Below are 17072 nucleotides of genomic sequence, written 5' to 3'. Positions count from 1 at the left end.
TCCTGACAGTAAGTCATGATGAGCACGACATTCTGCGTTATTCTGACATAAAACGATATGTTATTTTCTGACAAAATATAGCGTATTTGGTAGATTTTATCGTTAAAAATCGTATTTTTAGCGGTTATAAATAAGAATAACGTGACGGACAAATCATTTTATCCTGAGCATATTTATTGGAATTTATGGCACAATCAAGTCAGGCTGCTCATGACGGTTGATCTGAATTGTCCTGACTTCGCCCTGTGCATGAGCTAAAAACAGTGTTTTATTGTGGCACTATAACTGTCCTCATGCCTGGGTTGATTTCTCCTCATTGGTGTTGGAAGGTGGTTACATGAATGCTTTGACTCAAGAACTCGTTGAATTATTGACGCTGGAACGGATTGAAGAACATATCTTTCGGGGCAACAGCCGCAATCTGGTCGGTAAACGGGTATTTGGCGGGCAGGTGCTAGGGCAGGCGTTAAGGGCCGCATCCTACACCACAGATCGTCCAGCACATTCACTGCATGCCTATTTCCTTTATGGCGGGGATGTGAATGCACCTATCATTTATGAGGTTGATCCCCTGCGTGATGGAAAGAGTTTCGCCAGCCGACAAGTCAGGGCGATCCAGCATGGACGTACGATTTTTTCTGCAATGGTATCTTTTGCCAATCCAGAAGAAGGATTGAACTATCAGCATAAAGAGCCAGAATACCCTGCGCCAGAAGAGTTAAAGTCTGAAAAAGAACTAAAAGAGAGCATGATCAACTTTGTGCCTGAAAATGTCCGTGCCAGTTTTATGCGTGAGCGTCATGTGGAAATTCGACCAACTCAATTGGTCAATCCATTTGCCCCACAACCAGAGGCGCCGTATTACGCACATTACATTCGTACCCATGATCAAATTCCTCAGAATATTGACGAAATTTCGTTACATCAGGCCATCGTTGCGTTCTATTCAGATTTTACCTTGATGACCACGGCATTGCGTCCACATGGTCTTTCATGGATTTCTCCAAATCTACAATGTGCCAGTATTGACCACACCATTTATTTCCATCGTCCACTGCGTGCAGATGACTGGATGCTCTACGATATGGAGGCAACCATCAGTGCCAGTTCGCGTGGGCTAAACTTTGGACGGATGTGGCAAAATGGCCAGTTGGTCTGTAGCACAGTGCAGGAAGGCTTGATTCGGCTCAGGGAAATTGAAACCCAGTAATATATGAATTGATAAAAGAAGACCATCATTTTGATGGTTTTTTTAATGATAAGCATGTGACAAAAAATTGCTCGATTCTTCAACATGAGCGTGCCATAGTACCAATAAGTTAAAAATGTCTTATCCATCATAATGAATCTAAATACGCAAATTTTAATTGCCGCGATACTGGGTGTGGCATTTGGTTTCCTGTTGATTGCCTATCCACAAACACTTTTCTTCGATTACAGCCTGTACGGTTTGGGCATATTAAGCAGCATTTTCATTGGCTTGTTGAAAATGCTGTTGATTCCCCTGATCTTTAGCTCAATTGTGGTTGGCGTTTCCAACTTACAGGCAGGTGGGCAATTTGGACGGGTCTGGAAAATCACTGTACTGTGCTGTTTTACCACAACCACACTGGCACTGATTTTAGGGATTGGCTGTGCGCATCTGTTTGAGGTGGGCAAGGGCATTGACATCAGCCTTTTTCAGGCAGAAATCCAGAACCACCAAACCCCCGATACCCTGACCCCCTCCAGCTTTTTCACCAACTTTATTCAGAATACCCTGATTAATCCTTTTAAGGCATTTAGTGAGGGTAATGTACTCGCGGTTGTGCTGTTTGCACTGTTCATTGGCGCGGCGTTGGTTAAGGGTGGGGAAAGTTTTGCCCTGGTGCGGAAGATCAGTCAGCAATTCTTCAACATCATGATGCTGCTGGTGAGCTGGGTGATGCGACTTGCGCCAATTGGGATTTTTGCCCTGCTTGCCAAGCTGATTGCAACCGAAGACCTTTCCGTGCTGAGCCGTCTGGCTGAGTTTGCGGTGGTGGTGACGGGCACCACAATTTTCCACGGCGCGGTGGTGTTACCTGCCTTGCTGTGGATTTTTGGAAAGATGAACCCGATTACCTTTTTTCGAGGAACTCGTACCGCCTTGGTCACAGCATTTGCAACCAGCTCAAGTTCCGCAACCATGCCACTGAGTATGCAGTGTGCCCAGGAAAATTTAGGCGTACGTCCACAAACTGCGGGTTTTGTCATTCCCTTGGGGACACAGCTCAACATGGATGGTACGGCGCTGTATGAAGCCGCTGCTGCCTTGTTTATTGCGAACCTGATGGGCTTGGACTTGAGTTTGACCCAGCAAATTATTGTCTGTCTAACCGCCATGATCGCATCTTTGGGCGCACCAGGCATTCCAAGTGCAGGCATGGTGACCATGATTATGGTGTTGCAGTCGGTTGGACTACCTGCGGAGGCCATTGCGATTTTACTGCCGATTGACCGTGTGCTGGATACAGTGCGTACCGTGGTCAATGTGCAGGGTGACATGATGATCAGTGTGGTGGTTGATCGTTATGCCAAACAGGCAGAGGCTGAATTAAGTTAAATTCTGGCAATAAAAAAGCAGGATTAATCTCCTGCTTTTTTATTTGAATCAATTATGCTGCTGGTTGTAAGGCACGTTTTGCCGCTGGTGAGTTATTGAGATAATTCACGGCATCCTGTGTATTGCCCTCTTTTACAGGGTCGTACCACGGCATGAGGTAATCAAGCTGCTGGGCGACCAACCAGGCTGGACCTGGCAGAATCTTGGAATCCTGAAGCGCAATCTTTGACCATTCGATCCAGATCCACGGTTTGAACAGGCTTGGTTTTTTATCTGCAAAACGCGGGTCCTGACTCATGATGTGTGCTGCGCCATCTACCCACAAGCCCAGTACACCAATAATCACGGCAACACTAAGGTAGTAGCGTGCGACATAACCACCGCCTAAATGACGGTAAAGGTCAAATGCAACGGTACGGTGCTCGATTTCTTCAGAACCATGCCATTTGATTAAATCCAGCATTTCAGGGTCTGCACCAAGTTCCGCCCAGCGCTTGTTGTAAAGCGCATATTTACCCAGTACACAGGTCATGTGTTCGACGGTTGCGATTACACCCAGACGGAACAAGTCCCATTGATGGTCAAGGGCCTGTGGAATTTCCTTGCCAAATGGTTTGTCTGCCAAAGCCTTGGTGAACAGGAAGTCCATAATGTCGAGGTTGCGCTGAATATCAATATTGCGCTGGCTGAGATATTCCTTGTTCGCAGAGGTGTGCGCTACAGCGTGCATAGCTTCCTGACGAATAAAAGCCTGAACATCTTCCTTTAATTTTTCATCAGTGATTTGCGGAAGCACCTTGTTGTACAGGCGGCAAAACCAGAACTCACCAGCAGGTAGAATGTTATTAATCTCATTAATAAAATAACTGGCAAAAGGCTGGTTAGGAATCCAGTCTACGGGCGTGTTTTCCCAGTCAAACTTTACCTTGCGTGGGAGAATTTTATAGTCAATCGAAGAACCAAGAACTTTGTTCTTCACAAATGATAGTAATTTCATCGTTTAGTCCTAATCGATAGTGCAATGAACCAACACTAGCAGTATATGAAAACATCCATGTAGTTGTGTTTAGCAATTCAGGACAATTAAAAATTATTTTATGCATCAAGTTGCATGAAATGCATTTTTTACGCTTGAATGTCCGTTTCTGATGCTTCGGGAATCTGGCTGAGGTCAAATTCAACGGCTTGATCAAGGGTGTAATTCAAACGACCTGCCATCACGCTAGCCAACTCTTCCAAGCCAATTCTGTTGAGGGATGAGAACAATTGAATCGAGAAGTCCAGTTTCATTTTCTTCAATTGCTGTTTGACTTCCAGCAGGGTTTTATTGGCAGGGCCACGATTCAGTTTATCGGCCTTGGTTAAAAGAATATGCACAAATAAATGACGTGAGTGTGCCCATTCCAGCATCATCAGGTCGAAATGCTGCAATGGATGGCGGATATCCATCAATAACACCAGACCTTGTAAACTTTTACGATGGATCAAGTAATTTTCTAATTCTTTCTGCCAAACGATCTTCATCGCTTCAGGTACAGCCGCATAACCATAACCAGGTAAGTCAACCAGACGCTGCTCTGGATTGCCCAAGCTAAAAAAGTTGATCATCTGGGTACGGCCAGGTCTTTTAGAGGCACGCGCCAACTGCTTTTGATTGGTCAGTGCATTGATCGCACTCGATTTTCCAGCGTTTGAACGGCCAGCAAATGCAATTTCGTAACCCGTATCTTCTACGCATAAAGCCAGTTTTGGCGCACTCATTAAAAATTCAGCTTGGCGTAACCAATTTAAAGACTGGACTGCATATTCGGTGATAGCAGGGTCCATCTTTTTTTCATAACTGATTTTTTGCTTAGGTGCGAGTCTGGCTTTGGTATCTTTCGATTTTTCACTACGACGCATAGAAGCTTACTTTTGAATTGAAATAGCAATGACTATTATAGAGGATGTCAGCGATTGGTGCGAATCTCATCGCCAGATTGTGGCTAGGCTTTTTGAATCAGCTGTAAAAAATCAATGTTTGAGCTTGGCGAGGAGGGCAGGATACTGTGTTGCAGGACTTCATCCAGCGTGTACTGGTCAAGACTCTGATAAAAACATTCCAGTGCCTGATCCAGTATACCTTTCAGACCACAGTGCGAACGTAGCACACAAGGAGGAGTGTTACATTCTACAATTTGATGGTTGCCCTGCAAGATACGAACGATTTCACCTAGTTTAAGCTGTCTGGCTGTTGGATTAAGACGGATACCGCCGCCCTTGCCACGCGTGGTGACAATCCACTGCTGTTTGCCCATAAAGTGAACGATTTTAACCAGATGGTTTTGTGACACATGCAGGTCTTGCGCAATATCGGCAATCGTGTACGGTACATCACTCGGGCGAGCGATATACATCAAAATTCTGAGCGCATAATCAGTAAATTTATTGAGTTGCATGGTTTCACTCAATCGATTGCTTGAAATAGAAAAGGCTAGTCTATCACAGGCTAGCCTTATACAAAACGCAGGACAGATTAGCTCAATCGAACCCCACCTGTACCAAATGCCTCGCTATGAATGTTTTCGGCAGGAATACCACGGGCAACCAACGCCTTATGCTGTTCCGCCATAAACGGCATTGGACCACAGAGATAGTAGTCTGCATTGATTGGCAGTAAGGCGGCATCCATCGCTGCCAAATCCAGACGGCCAGCAACGTCATAATCTTCACCCAGTACATCACTTTCATGTGGGAACTCGTAGGCGGTAAATGTGCTCAGGCGTGGATATTTTGCCTTTAATTCATGAATATGCTGTTTCATGGCATGCACCTGACTGCTACGGCAGGCATGAATAAAGCTGACAGGTTGAGGCATATCTTCTGTCACCAATTGATTCAGCATGGCAATCATTGGAGTTAAGCCAACACCACCACTGATAAACACATTACGTTTTTTGCTATCAATCAGGTAGAAGTTGCCTGTAGGTGCAGACACCTCAATTTCTGAACCCTCAGCCAAGCCATGTAAGGTGCTTGATACCCAGCCACCTGCCAAATCACCTTTTTCATCTTCACGCTTGACTGAAATACGCAGGTAGTCTGCTTGTGGACTGGTTGACAAGGTATATTGACGTGGTTGTCTTAAACCCAGTTCCTCAACAAATACACGGACTGAAATATATTGACCCGCTTCATATTTTGGTAACTCACCGCCATCGACAGGTGCAAGGTAGAAAGAGGTGATTTCATCACTTTCAACCACTTTCTTGGCGATTTTAAAGGTACGCCAGCCCAACCAACTGCCTTTGGTTTGCTGATGCTGGTCATAAATCGCTTTTTCAGTGTTGATAAACAATTCAGCCAATTGACCATAAGCCGCAGCCCATGCCGCAATCAATGGATCTTCCATTGAAATGCTGAGCACTTCACTGATTGAATGCAGCAGGTTTTCACCCACAATACCGTAGTCAGGTGACTGAATATTCAGGCTGACATGCTTGTGGGCAATGAGTTCAACCACAGGCAGCAGCACAGATGGGTCCTCAATGTTTTCCGCGTATGCCAACACAGCGCCTGCAAGTGCCTGAGCCTGGGCACCACTGCGTTGGTGTCCCATGTTAAAGGTTTCCTTTAAATCAGGATGATTCCCCAACATGCGGTTATAGAAATAACCAGTCAGTGCCACACCGTTTTCACGAAGTACAGGTACAGTTGCTTTTACAAGGTCAATTTGCTGTGGAGTCATTTTTGATCTCTCTTGGCTATCATTTATAAGATGTATTTAAAATACATTTTTAAATATGGATTTGCAATATATATTTAAATAAAAACCATAAATTTTTTATGGAATATATTTATAATATTGTTTTTGATAGAAATTAAGAGGATTTATTGGAATGGCTGGCAAAGAAGAGCCCTAATGTATGGAGGAATTGGTTGAAACAGGATGTCATTTTGAGATCAAGATTGCCTTGCTTTTGTTTAAAGTGATTGATATATCGTGCATTGGTTTTTATTTGGAAAGATAATTGGATTCAATTTGCCACGGTTGTCCTGATTTTAATCATATCTAGATTGGTTTCTGTCGCACCACGGTTGGCATTAACTGTATTGCTGGTACTGTTTTGGGTGGAAATGGGTTGAGATGATGATTTCGCTATTTGAAATCTCAGGTTGTTAAGGAGATTTAAAAGTAAACCATCATCTCATGAAAATTACCAACAGACTTTTGACGTGCGGGTTTTCTTATTTAGCGTTTACCAAACAACGACCCCAGTAATCCTCTTACAATTTTCTGACCTGTGCTACCGCCTAAACTTCGTGCTGCACTTTTGGCAAAGGTTCCAACAATATCCTGCGTCAATTTCTCTCGGTCACGCTGGGCTTTTTCTGCGGCCTTTTGCTGCTCTCTGGCAAAACGTTCCTGTTCCTTGGCTTGTTGTTTGGCTAAAGCTTCCTGTTCCTTAGTCTGTTGTTTTGCCAACTCATCCGCCTGTTTTTGTTGAGACTGCTGTAATACTTTTTGTTGTAATCGTTCATAGGCACTATCCCGATCAACAGCTTGATCATAGACACCTGCGACAATGCTTTGACCAATAATCACTTGACGCTCTTCAGCGCTAATTGGACTAAATGCCGAGTAGGGCGGCATTACCCAGCCACGTTCCACAATTTGTGGTGTGCCTTGTTCGTCCAGACAGCTAATCAATGCCTCGCCCACAGCCAGTTCGGTAATGGCCTGATCAACCCTGAATTCAGGGTTGGCACGGAAAGTATCCGCCGCAGTTTTTACTGCCTTTTGGTCTTTTGGGGTAAAGGCACGTAGCGCATGTTACACACGGTTACCCAGTTGGCCCAAAACGCTTTCAGGCAAATCCAGTGGGTTTTGGGTAATAAAGTAAATCCCCACACCTTTGGAGCGGATCAGGCGAACCACCTGTTCGATTTTCTGTTTTAAGGCTGGACTGGCATTGTCAAATAACAAATGAGCCTCATCGAAGAAGAACACCAGTTTCGGCTTATCAATATCGCCAACTTCTGGAAGCTGCTCAAACAGTTCAGAGAGCATCCATAACAGGAATGTGGCGTACAGTTTGGGGGTGTTCATCAATTTATCCGCAGCGAGGATATTGATATAGCCCTGACCATTGCTGTCTGTCTGGATAAAATCCAGAATATTCAGGCTGGGTTCACCAAAGAATTGCTCACCGCCTTGATCACCTAAAGCCAGTAAATTACGTTGAATGGCCCCAAGACTGGCTGGGGAAAGATTACCATACTCAGCTTTCAGTTCAGCCGCATTTTCACTGACATAACTCAACATTGCTTTAAGGTCTTTAAAGTCAATCAGCAATAGGCCCTGATCATCGGCAATACGGAAAACTGCGGAGAGCACACCCTCCTGGGTGTCATTCAGATTCAGCATCTGCGACAACAATAACGGACCAATTTCCGAAATGGTGGTGCGAATTGGATGACCCTGCTGACCAAATAAATCCCAGAACATCACAGGAGATGCTGCAAACGGCACCGATTCAATATTCAGCGTTTTCAGGCGCTCATCAAACTTGGGACTGCTTGCACCTGCCTTGGCTAAGCTTGATACATCTCCTTTGGCATCAGCCAAAAACACAGGCACCCCGAGACGGGAGAAACTTTCAGCAAGTACTTTGAGTGTCACGGTTTTACCTGTTCCTGTTGCCCCTGCAATCAAACCGTGCCGATTGGAAAATTGCGAATGTAAAACAATATCTTGAGTGGTATCTGTGGTTTTTTTAGCAATAACAATGGGTGTACTCATTCTTCACCTATTCTTTATCTCATTCGAGCTGTTTTAATGCGTTTTGAATATCTTGGATTAAATCTTGTGGATGTTCTAGTCCTATACAGAAGCGAACCAATAAACCTTGTTGTAAATGTGTATTTTCAAGCGTACGCATCTGTTTTAAATCATAAAGCATGACAAGGCTGACAGGGCCGCCCCAGCTAAATCCAAGTTTAAACAGCTTGAGGCTGTCGCAAAATTTACGGATCGCGGTAATATCAAATTCAGGCTTAAAAATAACACTGACCAACCCCGCACTTTTACCTGTGATGCAAACCTCTGTCCAGAATGAATGACCTGCGGAATCTGGGTCTGCTGGATGTAGCACCTGACTGAATTGGGGTTTTTGCTTTAACCAGCCTAATAAGGTCAAGGCACTTTTTGACTGCTGTTCATAACGTAGTGACATATGCGCCAGACTACGCTGGATTTGTGCAGTATCATCACCCGAAACGGAGATGCCCTGAATGGCGTGCATACGATAGAGTTTATGGTGCAGATGTTGGTCACACGTGACCACTGAACCCATCAGTATGTCGCCACCACCGCTGGGGTATTTGGTCAATGCATGAACCGTCATATCAACAGCAAGATGCTCATCAGAGAAATCAAAGGCATTAAAGGCCAGTCCAGCGCCCCATGTGTTATCCAAAGCAGTCAAAACATTGGCTTGTTGTGCTTTTTTAACCAGATTTTTGAGATCTGGAAATTCCAGCGTGACTGAACCTGCTGCTTCAAGCCAGATCAGTTTACTTTTTTCTGTCGGCTGAAAGCTTTCCGCATCAATTGGGTTGTAAACCTTGACCTGAATACCATAGCGGTCTTGCAGATTCTTTAAATGCTCAAGGTTTGGCCCATAAATATTGTCTGCCACCCAAACCTCATCACCTGAGCTTAAAAGAGCACTGTTTACTAAATTAATTGCAGATAAACCACTAGGCGCAAGTAGGCAATATTTTCCACCTTCAATCTGGGCGATATTGTCGCCTAAGGTAAATGTGGTGGGTGTGCCATGTGTACCATAACTATAGTCGTAGGGATTGGTCCAGTGACGGTCAAAAAGGTGCGCCGTGGTTTTAAAAATAATGGTGGATGCACGAAATAGGGGAGGCTGGATGGTTTCTATATATTGAGGGGCTTGGCGTGGTGCATGGATGAGATCAGTTTGGGCATGATTGTGTGTCGTCATGGGGCAAAATCTAGGCAATATAATGGTTTAGGTTAAGAGAAAATACACAATCCTGCCAGTGGTTTGCATATTTTGTACAGAATCGGTACAGAGCAGGGAGTCAGCACAAAACTGGCTTTATTCTTGCTAAGACTAATTATCATTCTAACGACAACAGGTTTTGGCGCATGAAGTCGCATTTAAGAGTGCATTATTTTCAGCACATTGCAGGCGAGGGTTTTGGAAGTTGCTATAGCTTCCTGAAAGCACATAAAGCAAAAATTACCGCTACAGAATTCTTTGCCTTGCCCGTTGATTTACCCCTTGAGTTGGAGGCATTGCCTCGTGTGGATGAGGTTGACCTGTTGATCATTATGGGTGGAACCATGAGTGTCAACGACGAGGCAAACTATCCGTGGCTCAGACTGGAGAAACGCTGGTTGCGTCGCTATCTGGCCGCAGGCAAGCCCGCGATAGGATTGTGTCTGGGTGGACAGCTCATTGCCAATGCTCTGGGCGCGGCGGTGAGTCGCAATCCTCAGCAGGAACTGGGCTGGATGGATGTGGGACGGGCATCTTCCGTTCCAGAACATTGCTTCCAAATTCCCGAGAAAATTAACATTATGCAATGGCATAGTGAAACCTTTGAAATCCCCAAAGGTGGTGTGCGTCTAGCAGAAAACAGGGTGTGTCGTAACCAGCTTTATCAAATAGGGCGGAATGTTCTGGGTTTTCAGTTCCATCCAGAAATGACACCGCACGCCTTGCAGCTATTGATTGAAAATGAGGAGGATATGGCGGTATTTAATGGGGAGTATGTACAATCCATTGCAGAGTTGAAAAAATCTAATCAAAGCAAATTCGAACAGGGCAATACCCTGCTGAATCAGGCGATTGAATATGTGGTGAGCGCATAGGCGGGCTTTAAGGCCAAAAAAAGAAAAGAAGAATTGCATAAGACTTAAACAATCGCTATAATGGGCGACCCTCAAATGGAGGGCGTTTTCTACGAAGAAAGTAGTCAACGCATTACAGTCGTGGCATCGATCACGACCTTAGTGAATTTCACTGCCCTTGACACTTGCCAAAAGGTGAGGTGCGTCATGGGTGATTCTTTATATATTTGGCTTGGAGTTTACTGGTATGTCTAACCAGAGAATTCGTATCCGTTTGAAGTCTTTTGATCATCGCCTGATTGATCAATCTGCTCAAGAGATCGTAGAAACCGCTAAGCGTACTGGCGCACAGGTGTGTGGTCCAATCCCGATGCCTACTCGCATCGAACGCTTCAACGTTCTTACTTCACCACACGTCAACAAAGACGCTCGTGACCAGTATGAAATCCGCACTTATAAACGCCTGATCGACATCGTTCAACCAACAGATAAAACTGTTGATGCATTAATGAAGTTGGATCTTGCTGCTGGTGTTGATGTTCAGATCGCTTTGGGTTAAGGCTTTCGGTTAATTAACTCTAAGTTAATTAGGCCGCTTTTTTAGAGGTTTATGCACATGGCTATTGGTTTAGTCGGTCGCAAATGTGGTATGACTCGCATCTTTACTGAAGCAGGTGTTTCTGTTCCAGTAACAGTGATTGAAGTTGATCCAAACCGCATTACGCAAATCAAAACACTTGAAACTGATGGTTATCAAGCAATTCAAGTAACTACTGGTGAACGTCGCGAATCGCGCGTAACTAACGCTCAGAAAGGTCACTTCGCGAAAGCGGGTGTTGCTGCTGGTCGTCTGGTTAAAGAGTTCCGCGTTACTGAAGCTGAGCTTGAAGGCCGTGAAGTTGGTGGTTCTATCGGTGTTGACTTGTTTACAGTGGGTCAAATTGTTGACGTAACTGGTCAGTCTAAAGGTAAAGGCTTCCAGGGTGGTGTTAAGCGTTGGAACTTCCGTACGCAAGACGCTACACATGGTAACTCTGTATCTCACCGTGTATTAGGTTCTACAGGTCAAAACCAGACACCTGGTCGCGTGTTCAAAGGCAAGAAAATGGCTGGTCACCTAGGTGATGAACGCGTAACGGTTCAAGGTCTTGAAATCGTATCTATTGACGCTGAACGTTCTGTTTTAGTTGTTAAAGGTGCAATCCCTGGTGCAACGAATGGTGACGTGATTGTACGTCCTACCATCAAAGCGTAAGGTGAAATAGAATGAATTTAAAAACTGTTTCTGGCGCTGCGGTTGAATTATCAGAAGTTGCTTTTGGTCGTGAATTTAACGAAGCTCTTGTACACCAGGTTGTTACAGCTTACCTAGCTGGCGGCCGTCAAGGTACTCGTGCTCACAAATCACGTGCAGATGTTTCTGGTGGTGGTAAAAAGCCATTCCGTCAAAAAGGTACTGGTCGCGCTCGTGCGGGTTCTATTCGTAGCCCAATCTGGGTTGGTGGTGGTAAAACTTTTGCTGCTCGCCCACAGGATTGGTCTCAAAAAGTAAACCGTAAGATGTATCGCGGTGCAATGCAATGTATTTTGGCTGAACTTGTTCGCCAGGATCGTCTTGTATTGGTTGAAGAGTTTGCTGTTGCTGCTCCTAAAACCAAAGACTTGCTTGCTAAATTGAACGACTTGAATGCAACTCGTGCATTGATCGTTACAGATGCTGTAGATGAGAACTTATATCTTGCAGCGCGCAACCTTCCACACGTTGATGTGGTGGATGCAACTGCAATTGATCCTGTTAGCTTGATCGCATTCGATAAAGTTGTCATGTCTGTAGCTGCTGCTAAGAAAATTGAGGTAGAACTCGGATGAACAACGAACGTCTATATCAAGTCCTACAAGGACCAGTATTCTCAGAAAAAGCACAAGTTTTAGGTGATACTGCTGGTGTTCAGGTGTTTAAGGTTGCATTAAATGCAAACAAGCTTGAAATCAAGAAAGCAGTTGAACAACTCTTTGGTGTTGAAGTTGTTAAAGTAAACACAACAATCACTAAGGGTAAAACAAAACGCTTTGGTAAGACATTGGGACGCCGTTCTGATGTTAAAAAAGCATACGTCACCCTGAAAGCTGGCCAAGATGTTGAAATGGCTGACTTGGGCGATACCGCTGACAACGCAGCGGAATAAGGACGAAAATTATGCCAATTCAAAAATGTAAGCCAACGTCTCCAGGACGTCGCTTTGTAGAGAAAGTGGTTCATGACCATCTTCACAAAGGCGCTCCTTATGCACCGTTGGTAGAAGCTAAAAAACGTACTGGTGGTCGTAATAATAATGGTCACATCACTACACGTCACGTGGGTGGTGGTCATAAACAAAACTACCGTATTGTTGACTTTAAACGTAACAAAGATGGTATTCCAGCGACTGTAGAGCGCATCGAATACGATCCTAACCGTACAGCGCATATTGCTTTGTTGAAATATGCTGACGGCGAACGTCGTTACATCATTGCGCCTAAAGGCCTACGTGCTGGTGATAAAGTTCAATCTGGTAACGATGCTCCAATTCGTCCAGGTAACTGCTTGCCACTTCGCAACATGCCAATCGGTTCTACCCTTCATAACCTTGAACTTAAAATCGGTAAAGGTGCTCAGTTAGCACGTTCTGCTGGTACTTCAGTTCAGTTGTTGGGTCGTGATGGTTCTTACGCTATCGTTCGTTTACGTTCTGGTGAAATGCGTAAAATCCACGTTGAATGTCGCGCTGTCATTGGTGAAGTTTCTAACCAGGAAAGCAACCTACGTTCATTGGGTAAAGCTGGTGCTTCACGCTGGCGTGGTGTTCGTCCTACCGTACGTGGTATGGCAATGAACCCAGTTGACCACCCGCACGGTGGTGGTGAAGGGCGTAGCAAGGGTATTCAACCTGTAAGCCCATGGGGTCAAAAAGCGAAAGGGTACAAGACACGTACCAACAAGCGTACGACTAAGATGATTATTCGCGACCGTCGCGTCAAGTAAAGGAATCTGACTAATGCCTCGTTCATTAAAAAAAGGTCCATTCGTCGACGCGCACCTGTTCGCTAAAGTTGAAGCGGCAATTGCTGCAAACAACCGTAAGCCGATCAAAACTTGGTCACGTCGTTCAATGATCCTGCCAGACTTTGTTGGTTTAACAATTTCTGTTCACAATGGCCGTAACCACGTTCCAGTGATCATCACTGAACACATGGTTGGTCATAAACTAGGTGAATTCGCGCCAACTCGTACCTATCGTGGTCACGGTGTTGATAAGAAGTCTAAACGTTAATAGGTGCTATGATGGAAGTAACTGCAAAATTACGCGGTGCCGCTATCTCGGCACAGAAAGCACGTTTAGTTGCTGATTTGATCCGTGGTAAATCGGTTGCGCGCGCGCTAGACATTTTAAACTTCAGCAACAAGAAAGCGGCTGTGCTTGTTAAAAAGGCACTTGAGTCTGCAATCGCCAATGCTGAACACAACAACAGCTTAGATGTTGATGACCTTAAAGTAACTACGATCTACGTTGATGAAGGCATGAGCCTTAAACGTATCCTGCCACGTGCCAAAGGCCGTGCAGACCGTATTACTAAGCGTACTTGTCACATCACCGTTAAGGTAGGGGTTTGATATGGGTCAGAAGGTTCATCCAATCGGTATCCGCCTGGGTGTTGTGAAACGCCATAACGCTAACTGGTATGCGAGTCCGAAACAATACGCTGAATACTTGCTTAAAGATCTTCAGGTTCGTGAGTTTTTAACTAAAAAACTTAAGAACGCGATGGTAAGCAACATTCTTATCGAACGTCCTACAGGCGCTGCTAAGGTAACAATTAGCACTGCTCGTCCTGGTATCGTTATCGGTAAAAAAGGCGAAGATATTGAAAAATTACAGCGCGAACTCACCAACATTATGGGTGTTCCAGCGCAAGTCAGCATCAATGAAATCGATCGCCCAGACTTGGACGCACGTCTAGTTGCTGAAGCAATTGCTTCTCAGTTGGAAAAGCGTGTAATGTTCCGTCGTGCTATGAAACGTGCGGTTCAAAACACCATGCGTGCTGGCGCAAAAGGTATCAAAGTTGAAGTTTCTGGCCGTTTAGGTGGTGCAGAGATCGCTCGTACTGAATGGTATCGTGAAGGTCGTGTACCTTTGCATACGCTTCGTGCGGACATCGACTATGCAACTATGCGTGCAGAAACAACTTACGGTACGATCGGCGTTAAAGTATGGATTTTCCGTGGTGAGATCCTGGGTGGCATGAAACAAGTCATGAACCCTGCTCCTGCTGAAGAACGTCCAGCTAAACGTGGTCGTGGTCGTGGTGAAGGTCAGGAACAACGTCGTGGACGTCGTAATGACCGTGCTGCTGACAAGGGAGAATAATCCATGTTGCAACCTAAACGTACCAAATTCCGTAAAGTGCACAAAGGCCGTAACACTGGTCTAGCGCATCGTGGTAGTACAGTATCATTTGGTTCGATTGCAATTAAAGCAACTGAACGTGGTCGCATGACTGCGCGTCAGATTGAAGCTTGCCGTCGTACCATTAGCCGTCGTATTAAGCGTGGTGGTAAAATCTTCATCCGCGTATTCCCAGACAAACCAATTACCGAAAAGCCATTAGAAGTTCGTATGGGTAAAGGTAAGGGTAGCGTGGAATACTGGGTGTGTCAGATTCAGCCAGGTAAGATCCTGTACGAAATTGAAGGTGTGAGCGACGAGTTGGCGCGTGAAGCTTTTGAATTGGCTGCCGCTAAACTCCCGTTTAAAACCACTATCGTGACTCGGACGGTGATGTAATGAAAACTAAAGATCTACGTGAAAAGTCGGTAGAAGAGTTGAAAGCGTTGCTTGATGAGCAACAGCTTAACCAATTCCGTCTTCGTATGGCGAAAGCAACTGGTCAACTAGGCAAATCGCACGAAGTGCAAATTGCTCGTAAAACAATTGCTCGTATCAAGACACTCCTTACCGAAAAACAGGGGAACGGACAATGAGTGAAAAAACAGTCCGCACGTTAACAGGCCGTGTTGTAAGCGACAAAATGGACAAGTCTATTGTTGTGCTTATTGAACGCCGTGTTCAACACCCGTTGTATGGCAAATCAATCCGCCGTTCAACTAAACTACACGCTCATGATGAGAACAATGTTGCTAAAACTGGCGACTTGGTGACCATCAAAGAAAGCCGCCCAATTTCTAAAACTAAAGCTTGGACTTTAGTGGAAGTCGTTGAAGCAGCTGCTGAGTAATTAGACGTTCTTGTTGCATCATCGGACAATTTCGAGTACTCTTTGAGCCTTTCGAAATTGCGACCGGTGATGCTCGGTTTTGGAGTAGGGCAATGATTCAAACCGAAAGTATGCTCGACGTAGCAGACAACAGTGGTGCACGCCGCGTACAATGTATCAAAGTACTAGGTGGTTCACATCGTCGTTATGCTTCTGTTGGCGACATTATTAAAGTTACTGTAAAAGAAGCAATTCCACGCGCACGTGTTAAAAAAGGTGACGTGATGAATGCTGTAGTTGTTCGTACAAAATTTGGCATCCGTCGTCCAGATGGTTCAGTGATTCGTTTCGACGATAACGCGGCTGTTATTTTGAACAACAACAAAGCTCCGATTGCGACTCGTATCTTCGGACCAGTGACTCGTGAACTTCGTACTGAACAGTTCATGAAAATCATTTCATTGGCTCCTGAAGTTCTATAAGAGGCAATCATGGCTAAGATTAAAAAAGGCGATCAAGTAATCGTGATCGCAGGTAAAGAAAAAGGCAAACAGGGTACCGTTTTGTCTGTTTCTGAAGACCGAGTTAAGGTTGAAGGCCTTAACTTAGTGAAGAAGCATCAAAAACCAAACCGTGCTACTGGCGCTGAAGGCGGCATCGTAACACAAGAGGCGACGCTTCATATTTCAAACGTGGCAATTTTTAATGCTACAACCCAAAAGGCTGACCGTGTTGGTTACCAAACGATTGATGGCGTGAAAACTCGCGTTTATAAATCAAATGGTGAATCAGTGGCGGCAGCGAAGTAATAGGTTGAAAAGGCAATGGCCAGACTTAAAGCACGTTACAATGACGAACTTAAAGCGAAGTTAAAAGAAGAACTTGGCATTAAGAATGTGATGGAGATTCCTCGCATCACCAAAATCACCCTGAACATGGGTGTAGGCGCAGCTGCAACTGATAAGAAATTATTGGAAGGCGCTGTAGCTGACATGCAACTCATTGCTGGTCAAAAGCCAGTTGTGACCCTTGCGCGTAAATCAATCGCTGGTTTCAAAATCCGTGATGGTTGGCCAATTGGTTGTAAAGTTACTTTACGTGGCGACCAGATGTACGAATTCCTGGATCGTTTGATCTCGATCGCAATCCCTCGTATCCGTGACTTCCGTGGTTTTTCTTCAAAATCATTTGATGGTCGTGGCAACTACTCAATGGGCTTAAAAGAGCAGATCGTTTTCCCAGAAATCGATTTTGACAAAATTGATCGTATCCGTGGTTTAGACATCACTATTACGACCACTGCTCGTAGCGATGACGAAGGCCGTGCGCTTATGCGTGCATTCGGCTTCCCGTTCAAATAAG

The 17072-nt window shown here is 44.9% G+C and carries 21 protein-coding genes and 2 pseudogenes; 17 read left to right on the top strand and 6 right to left on the bottom strand.

Annotated features, from left to right (window positions below):
* Positions 1-337 precede the first annotated feature (337 nt).
* Positions 338-1210 carry an acyl-CoA thioesterase gene (locus tag QTA56_RS09220; protein ID WP_267980678.1) on the top strand — a complete coding sequence of 291 codons (873 nt, stop codon included), beginning with the start codon at positions 338-340 and terminating at the stop codon, positions 1208-1210.
* 132 nt (positions 1211-1342) lie between these two features.
* On the top strand, positions 1343-2584 hold the full coding sequence (locus tag QTA56_RS09215; protein ID WP_267980677.1) for a dicarboxylate/amino acid:cation symporter: 1242 nt from the start codon (positions 1343-1345) through the stop codon (positions 2582-2584).
* A gap of 52 nt (positions 2585-2636) precedes the next feature.
* Here QTA56_RS09215 and QTA56_RS09210 read toward each other — a convergent pair whose 3' ends face one another.
* From QTA56_RS09210 to QTA56_RS09185, 6 genes and pseudogenes are all read right to left on the bottom strand, one after another.
* The gene (locus QTA56_RS09210) at positions 2637-3581 is read right to left on the bottom strand and encodes a metal-dependent hydrolase (protein ID WP_267980676.1); all 945 of its coding nucleotides are present in this window, start codon (positions 3579-3581) and stop codon (positions 2637-2639) included.
* A gap of 128 nt (positions 3582-3709) precedes the next feature.
* Positions 3710-4486 (bottom strand): ribosome biogenesis GTP-binding protein YihA/YsxC, encoded by a 777-nt coding sequence (gene yihA, locus QTA56_RS09205; protein WP_267980675.1) that lies wholly within the window; start codon positions 4484-4486, stop codon positions 3710-3712.
* Between the two features lie 83 nt (positions 4487-4569).
* Complete coding sequence (locus QTA56_RS09200; protein WP_267980674.1) at positions 4570-5022, bottom strand: RrF2 family transcriptional regulator; 453 nt, start codon at positions 5020-5022, stop codon at positions 4570-4572.
* A 77-nt stretch (positions 5023-5099) separates the two neighbouring features.
* Positions 5100-6311 (bottom strand): NO-inducible flavohemoprotein, encoded by a 1212-nt coding sequence (gene hmpA / locus QTA56_RS09195; RefSeq protein WP_267980673.1) that lies wholly within the window; start codon positions 6309-6311, stop codon positions 5100-5102.
* A 504-nt stretch (positions 6312-6815) separates the two neighbouring features.
* A pseudogene (locus QTA56_RS09190) lies at positions 6816-8366 on the bottom strand (helicase HerA-like domain-containing protein).
* Positions 8367-8385: 19 nt separating this feature from the next.
* Complete coding sequence (locus QTA56_RS09185) at positions 8386-9579, bottom strand: PLP-dependent transferase (RefSeq protein ID WP_267980672.1); 1194 nt, start codon at positions 9577-9579, stop codon at positions 8386-8388.
* A 167-nt stretch (positions 9580-9746) separates the two neighbouring features.
* On the opposite strand from QTA56_RS09185, the gene QTA56_RS09180 reads away from it, so the two are divergent.
* From QTA56_RS09180 to rplE, 15 genes and pseudogenes are all read left to right on the top strand, one after another.
* On the top strand, positions 9747-10475 hold the full coding sequence (locus tag QTA56_RS09180; RefSeq protein WP_267980671.1) for a type 1 glutamine amidotransferase: 729 nt from the start codon (positions 9747-9749) through the stop codon (positions 10473-10475).
* A 226-nt stretch (positions 10476-10701) separates the two neighbouring features.
* A complete protein-coding gene (gene rpsJ / locus QTA56_RS09175; RefSeq protein WP_000070912.1) occupies positions 10702-11013 on the top strand; it encodes a 30S ribosomal protein S10 in 312 nt (103 codons plus the stop codon).
* A 57-nt stretch (positions 11014-11070) separates the two neighbouring features.
* Positions 11071-11709 (top strand): 50S ribosomal protein L3, encoded by a 639-nt coding sequence (gene rplC / locus QTA56_RS09170; RefSeq protein ID WP_267980873.1) that lies wholly within the window; start codon positions 11071-11073, stop codon positions 11707-11709.
* An 11-nt stretch (positions 11710-11720) separates the two neighbouring features.
* Complete coding sequence (rplD, locus tag QTA56_RS09165) at positions 11721-12323, top strand: 50S ribosomal protein L4 (protein ID WP_004683274.1); 603 nt, start codon at positions 11721-11723, stop codon at positions 12321-12323.
* Positions 12320-12640, top strand: coding sequence for a 50S ribosomal protein L23 (gene rplW / locus QTA56_RS09160; protein WP_004777441.1), 321 nt, complete (start codon positions 12320-12322; stop codon positions 12638-12640). Before rplD ends, rplW begins: the two co-directional genes overlap by 4 nt.
* An 11-nt stretch (positions 12641-12651) precedes the next feature.
* On the top strand, positions 12652-13476 hold the full coding sequence (gene rplB, locus QTA56_RS09155; protein WP_004678591.1) for a 50S ribosomal protein L2: 825 nt from the start codon (positions 12652-12654) through the stop codon (positions 13474-13476).
* A gap of 13 nt (positions 13477-13489) precedes the next feature.
* The gene (gene rpsS, locus QTA56_RS09150; protein WP_004678590.1) at positions 13490-13765 is read left to right on the top strand and encodes a 30S ribosomal protein S19; all 276 of its coding nucleotides are present in this window, start codon (positions 13490-13492) and stop codon (positions 13763-13765) included.
* 11 nt (positions 13766-13776) lie between these two features.
* Positions 13777-14106, top strand: coding sequence for a 50S ribosomal protein L22 (gene rplV, locus QTA56_RS09145; RefSeq protein ID WP_004683272.1), 330 nt, complete (start codon positions 13777-13779; stop codon positions 14104-14106).
* Between the two features lies 1 nt (position 14107).
* Positions 14108-14927: pseudogene (gene rpsC / locus QTA56_RS09140) on the top strand (30S ribosomal protein S3).
* Positions 14867-15280, top strand: coding sequence for a 50S ribosomal protein L16 (rplP, locus tag QTA56_RS09135; protein ID WP_004678587.1), 414 nt, complete (start codon positions 14867-14869; stop codon positions 15278-15280). Before rpsC ends, rplP begins: the two are co-directional and overlap by 61 nt.
* A complete protein-coding gene (gene rpmC / locus QTA56_RS09130; protein WP_000849927.1) occupies positions 15280-15477 on the top strand; it encodes a 50S ribosomal protein L29 in 198 nt (65 codons plus the stop codon). The genes rplP and rpmC overlap by 1 nt, the downstream gene beginning before the upstream one ends.
* Positions 15474-15731 carry a 30S ribosomal protein S17 gene (rpsQ, locus tag QTA56_RS09125; protein WP_004760649.1) on the top strand — a complete coding sequence of 86 codons (258 nt, stop codon included), beginning with the start codon at positions 15474-15476 and terminating at the stop codon, positions 15729-15731. The genes rpmC and rpsQ overlap by 4 nt, the downstream gene beginning before the upstream one ends.
* A 92-nt stretch (positions 15732-15823) precedes the next feature.
* Positions 15824-16192 carry a 50S ribosomal protein L14 gene (rplN, locus tag QTA56_RS09120; protein WP_004657680.1) on the top strand — a complete coding sequence of 123 codons (369 nt, stop codon included), beginning with the start codon at positions 15824-15826 and terminating at the stop codon, positions 16190-16192.
* Positions 16193-16201: 9 nt separating this feature from the next.
* Entirely contained in the window at positions 16202-16519 is a 318-nt protein-coding gene (gene rplX, locus QTA56_RS09115; RefSeq protein WP_004760650.1) for a 50S ribosomal protein L24, read from the top strand.
* 15 nt (positions 16520-16534) lie between these two features.
* Positions 16535-17071 carry a 50S ribosomal protein L5 gene (gene rplE / locus QTA56_RS09110; protein ID WP_004678582.1) on the top strand — a complete coding sequence of 179 codons (537 nt, stop codon included), beginning with the start codon at positions 16535-16537 and terminating at the stop codon, positions 17069-17071.
* The last annotated feature ends 1 nt before the right edge of the window (position 17072 follow it).

This window comes from Acinetobacter thutiue (genome assembly GCF_030385805.1).
Lineage (GTDB): Bacteria > Pseudomonadota > Gammaproteobacteria > Pseudomonadales > Moraxellaceae > Acinetobacter > Acinetobacter corruptisaponis.
Note: the sequence above shows the minus strand (reverse complement) of the source record. Positions and strands in the feature narration are given on the sequence as shown.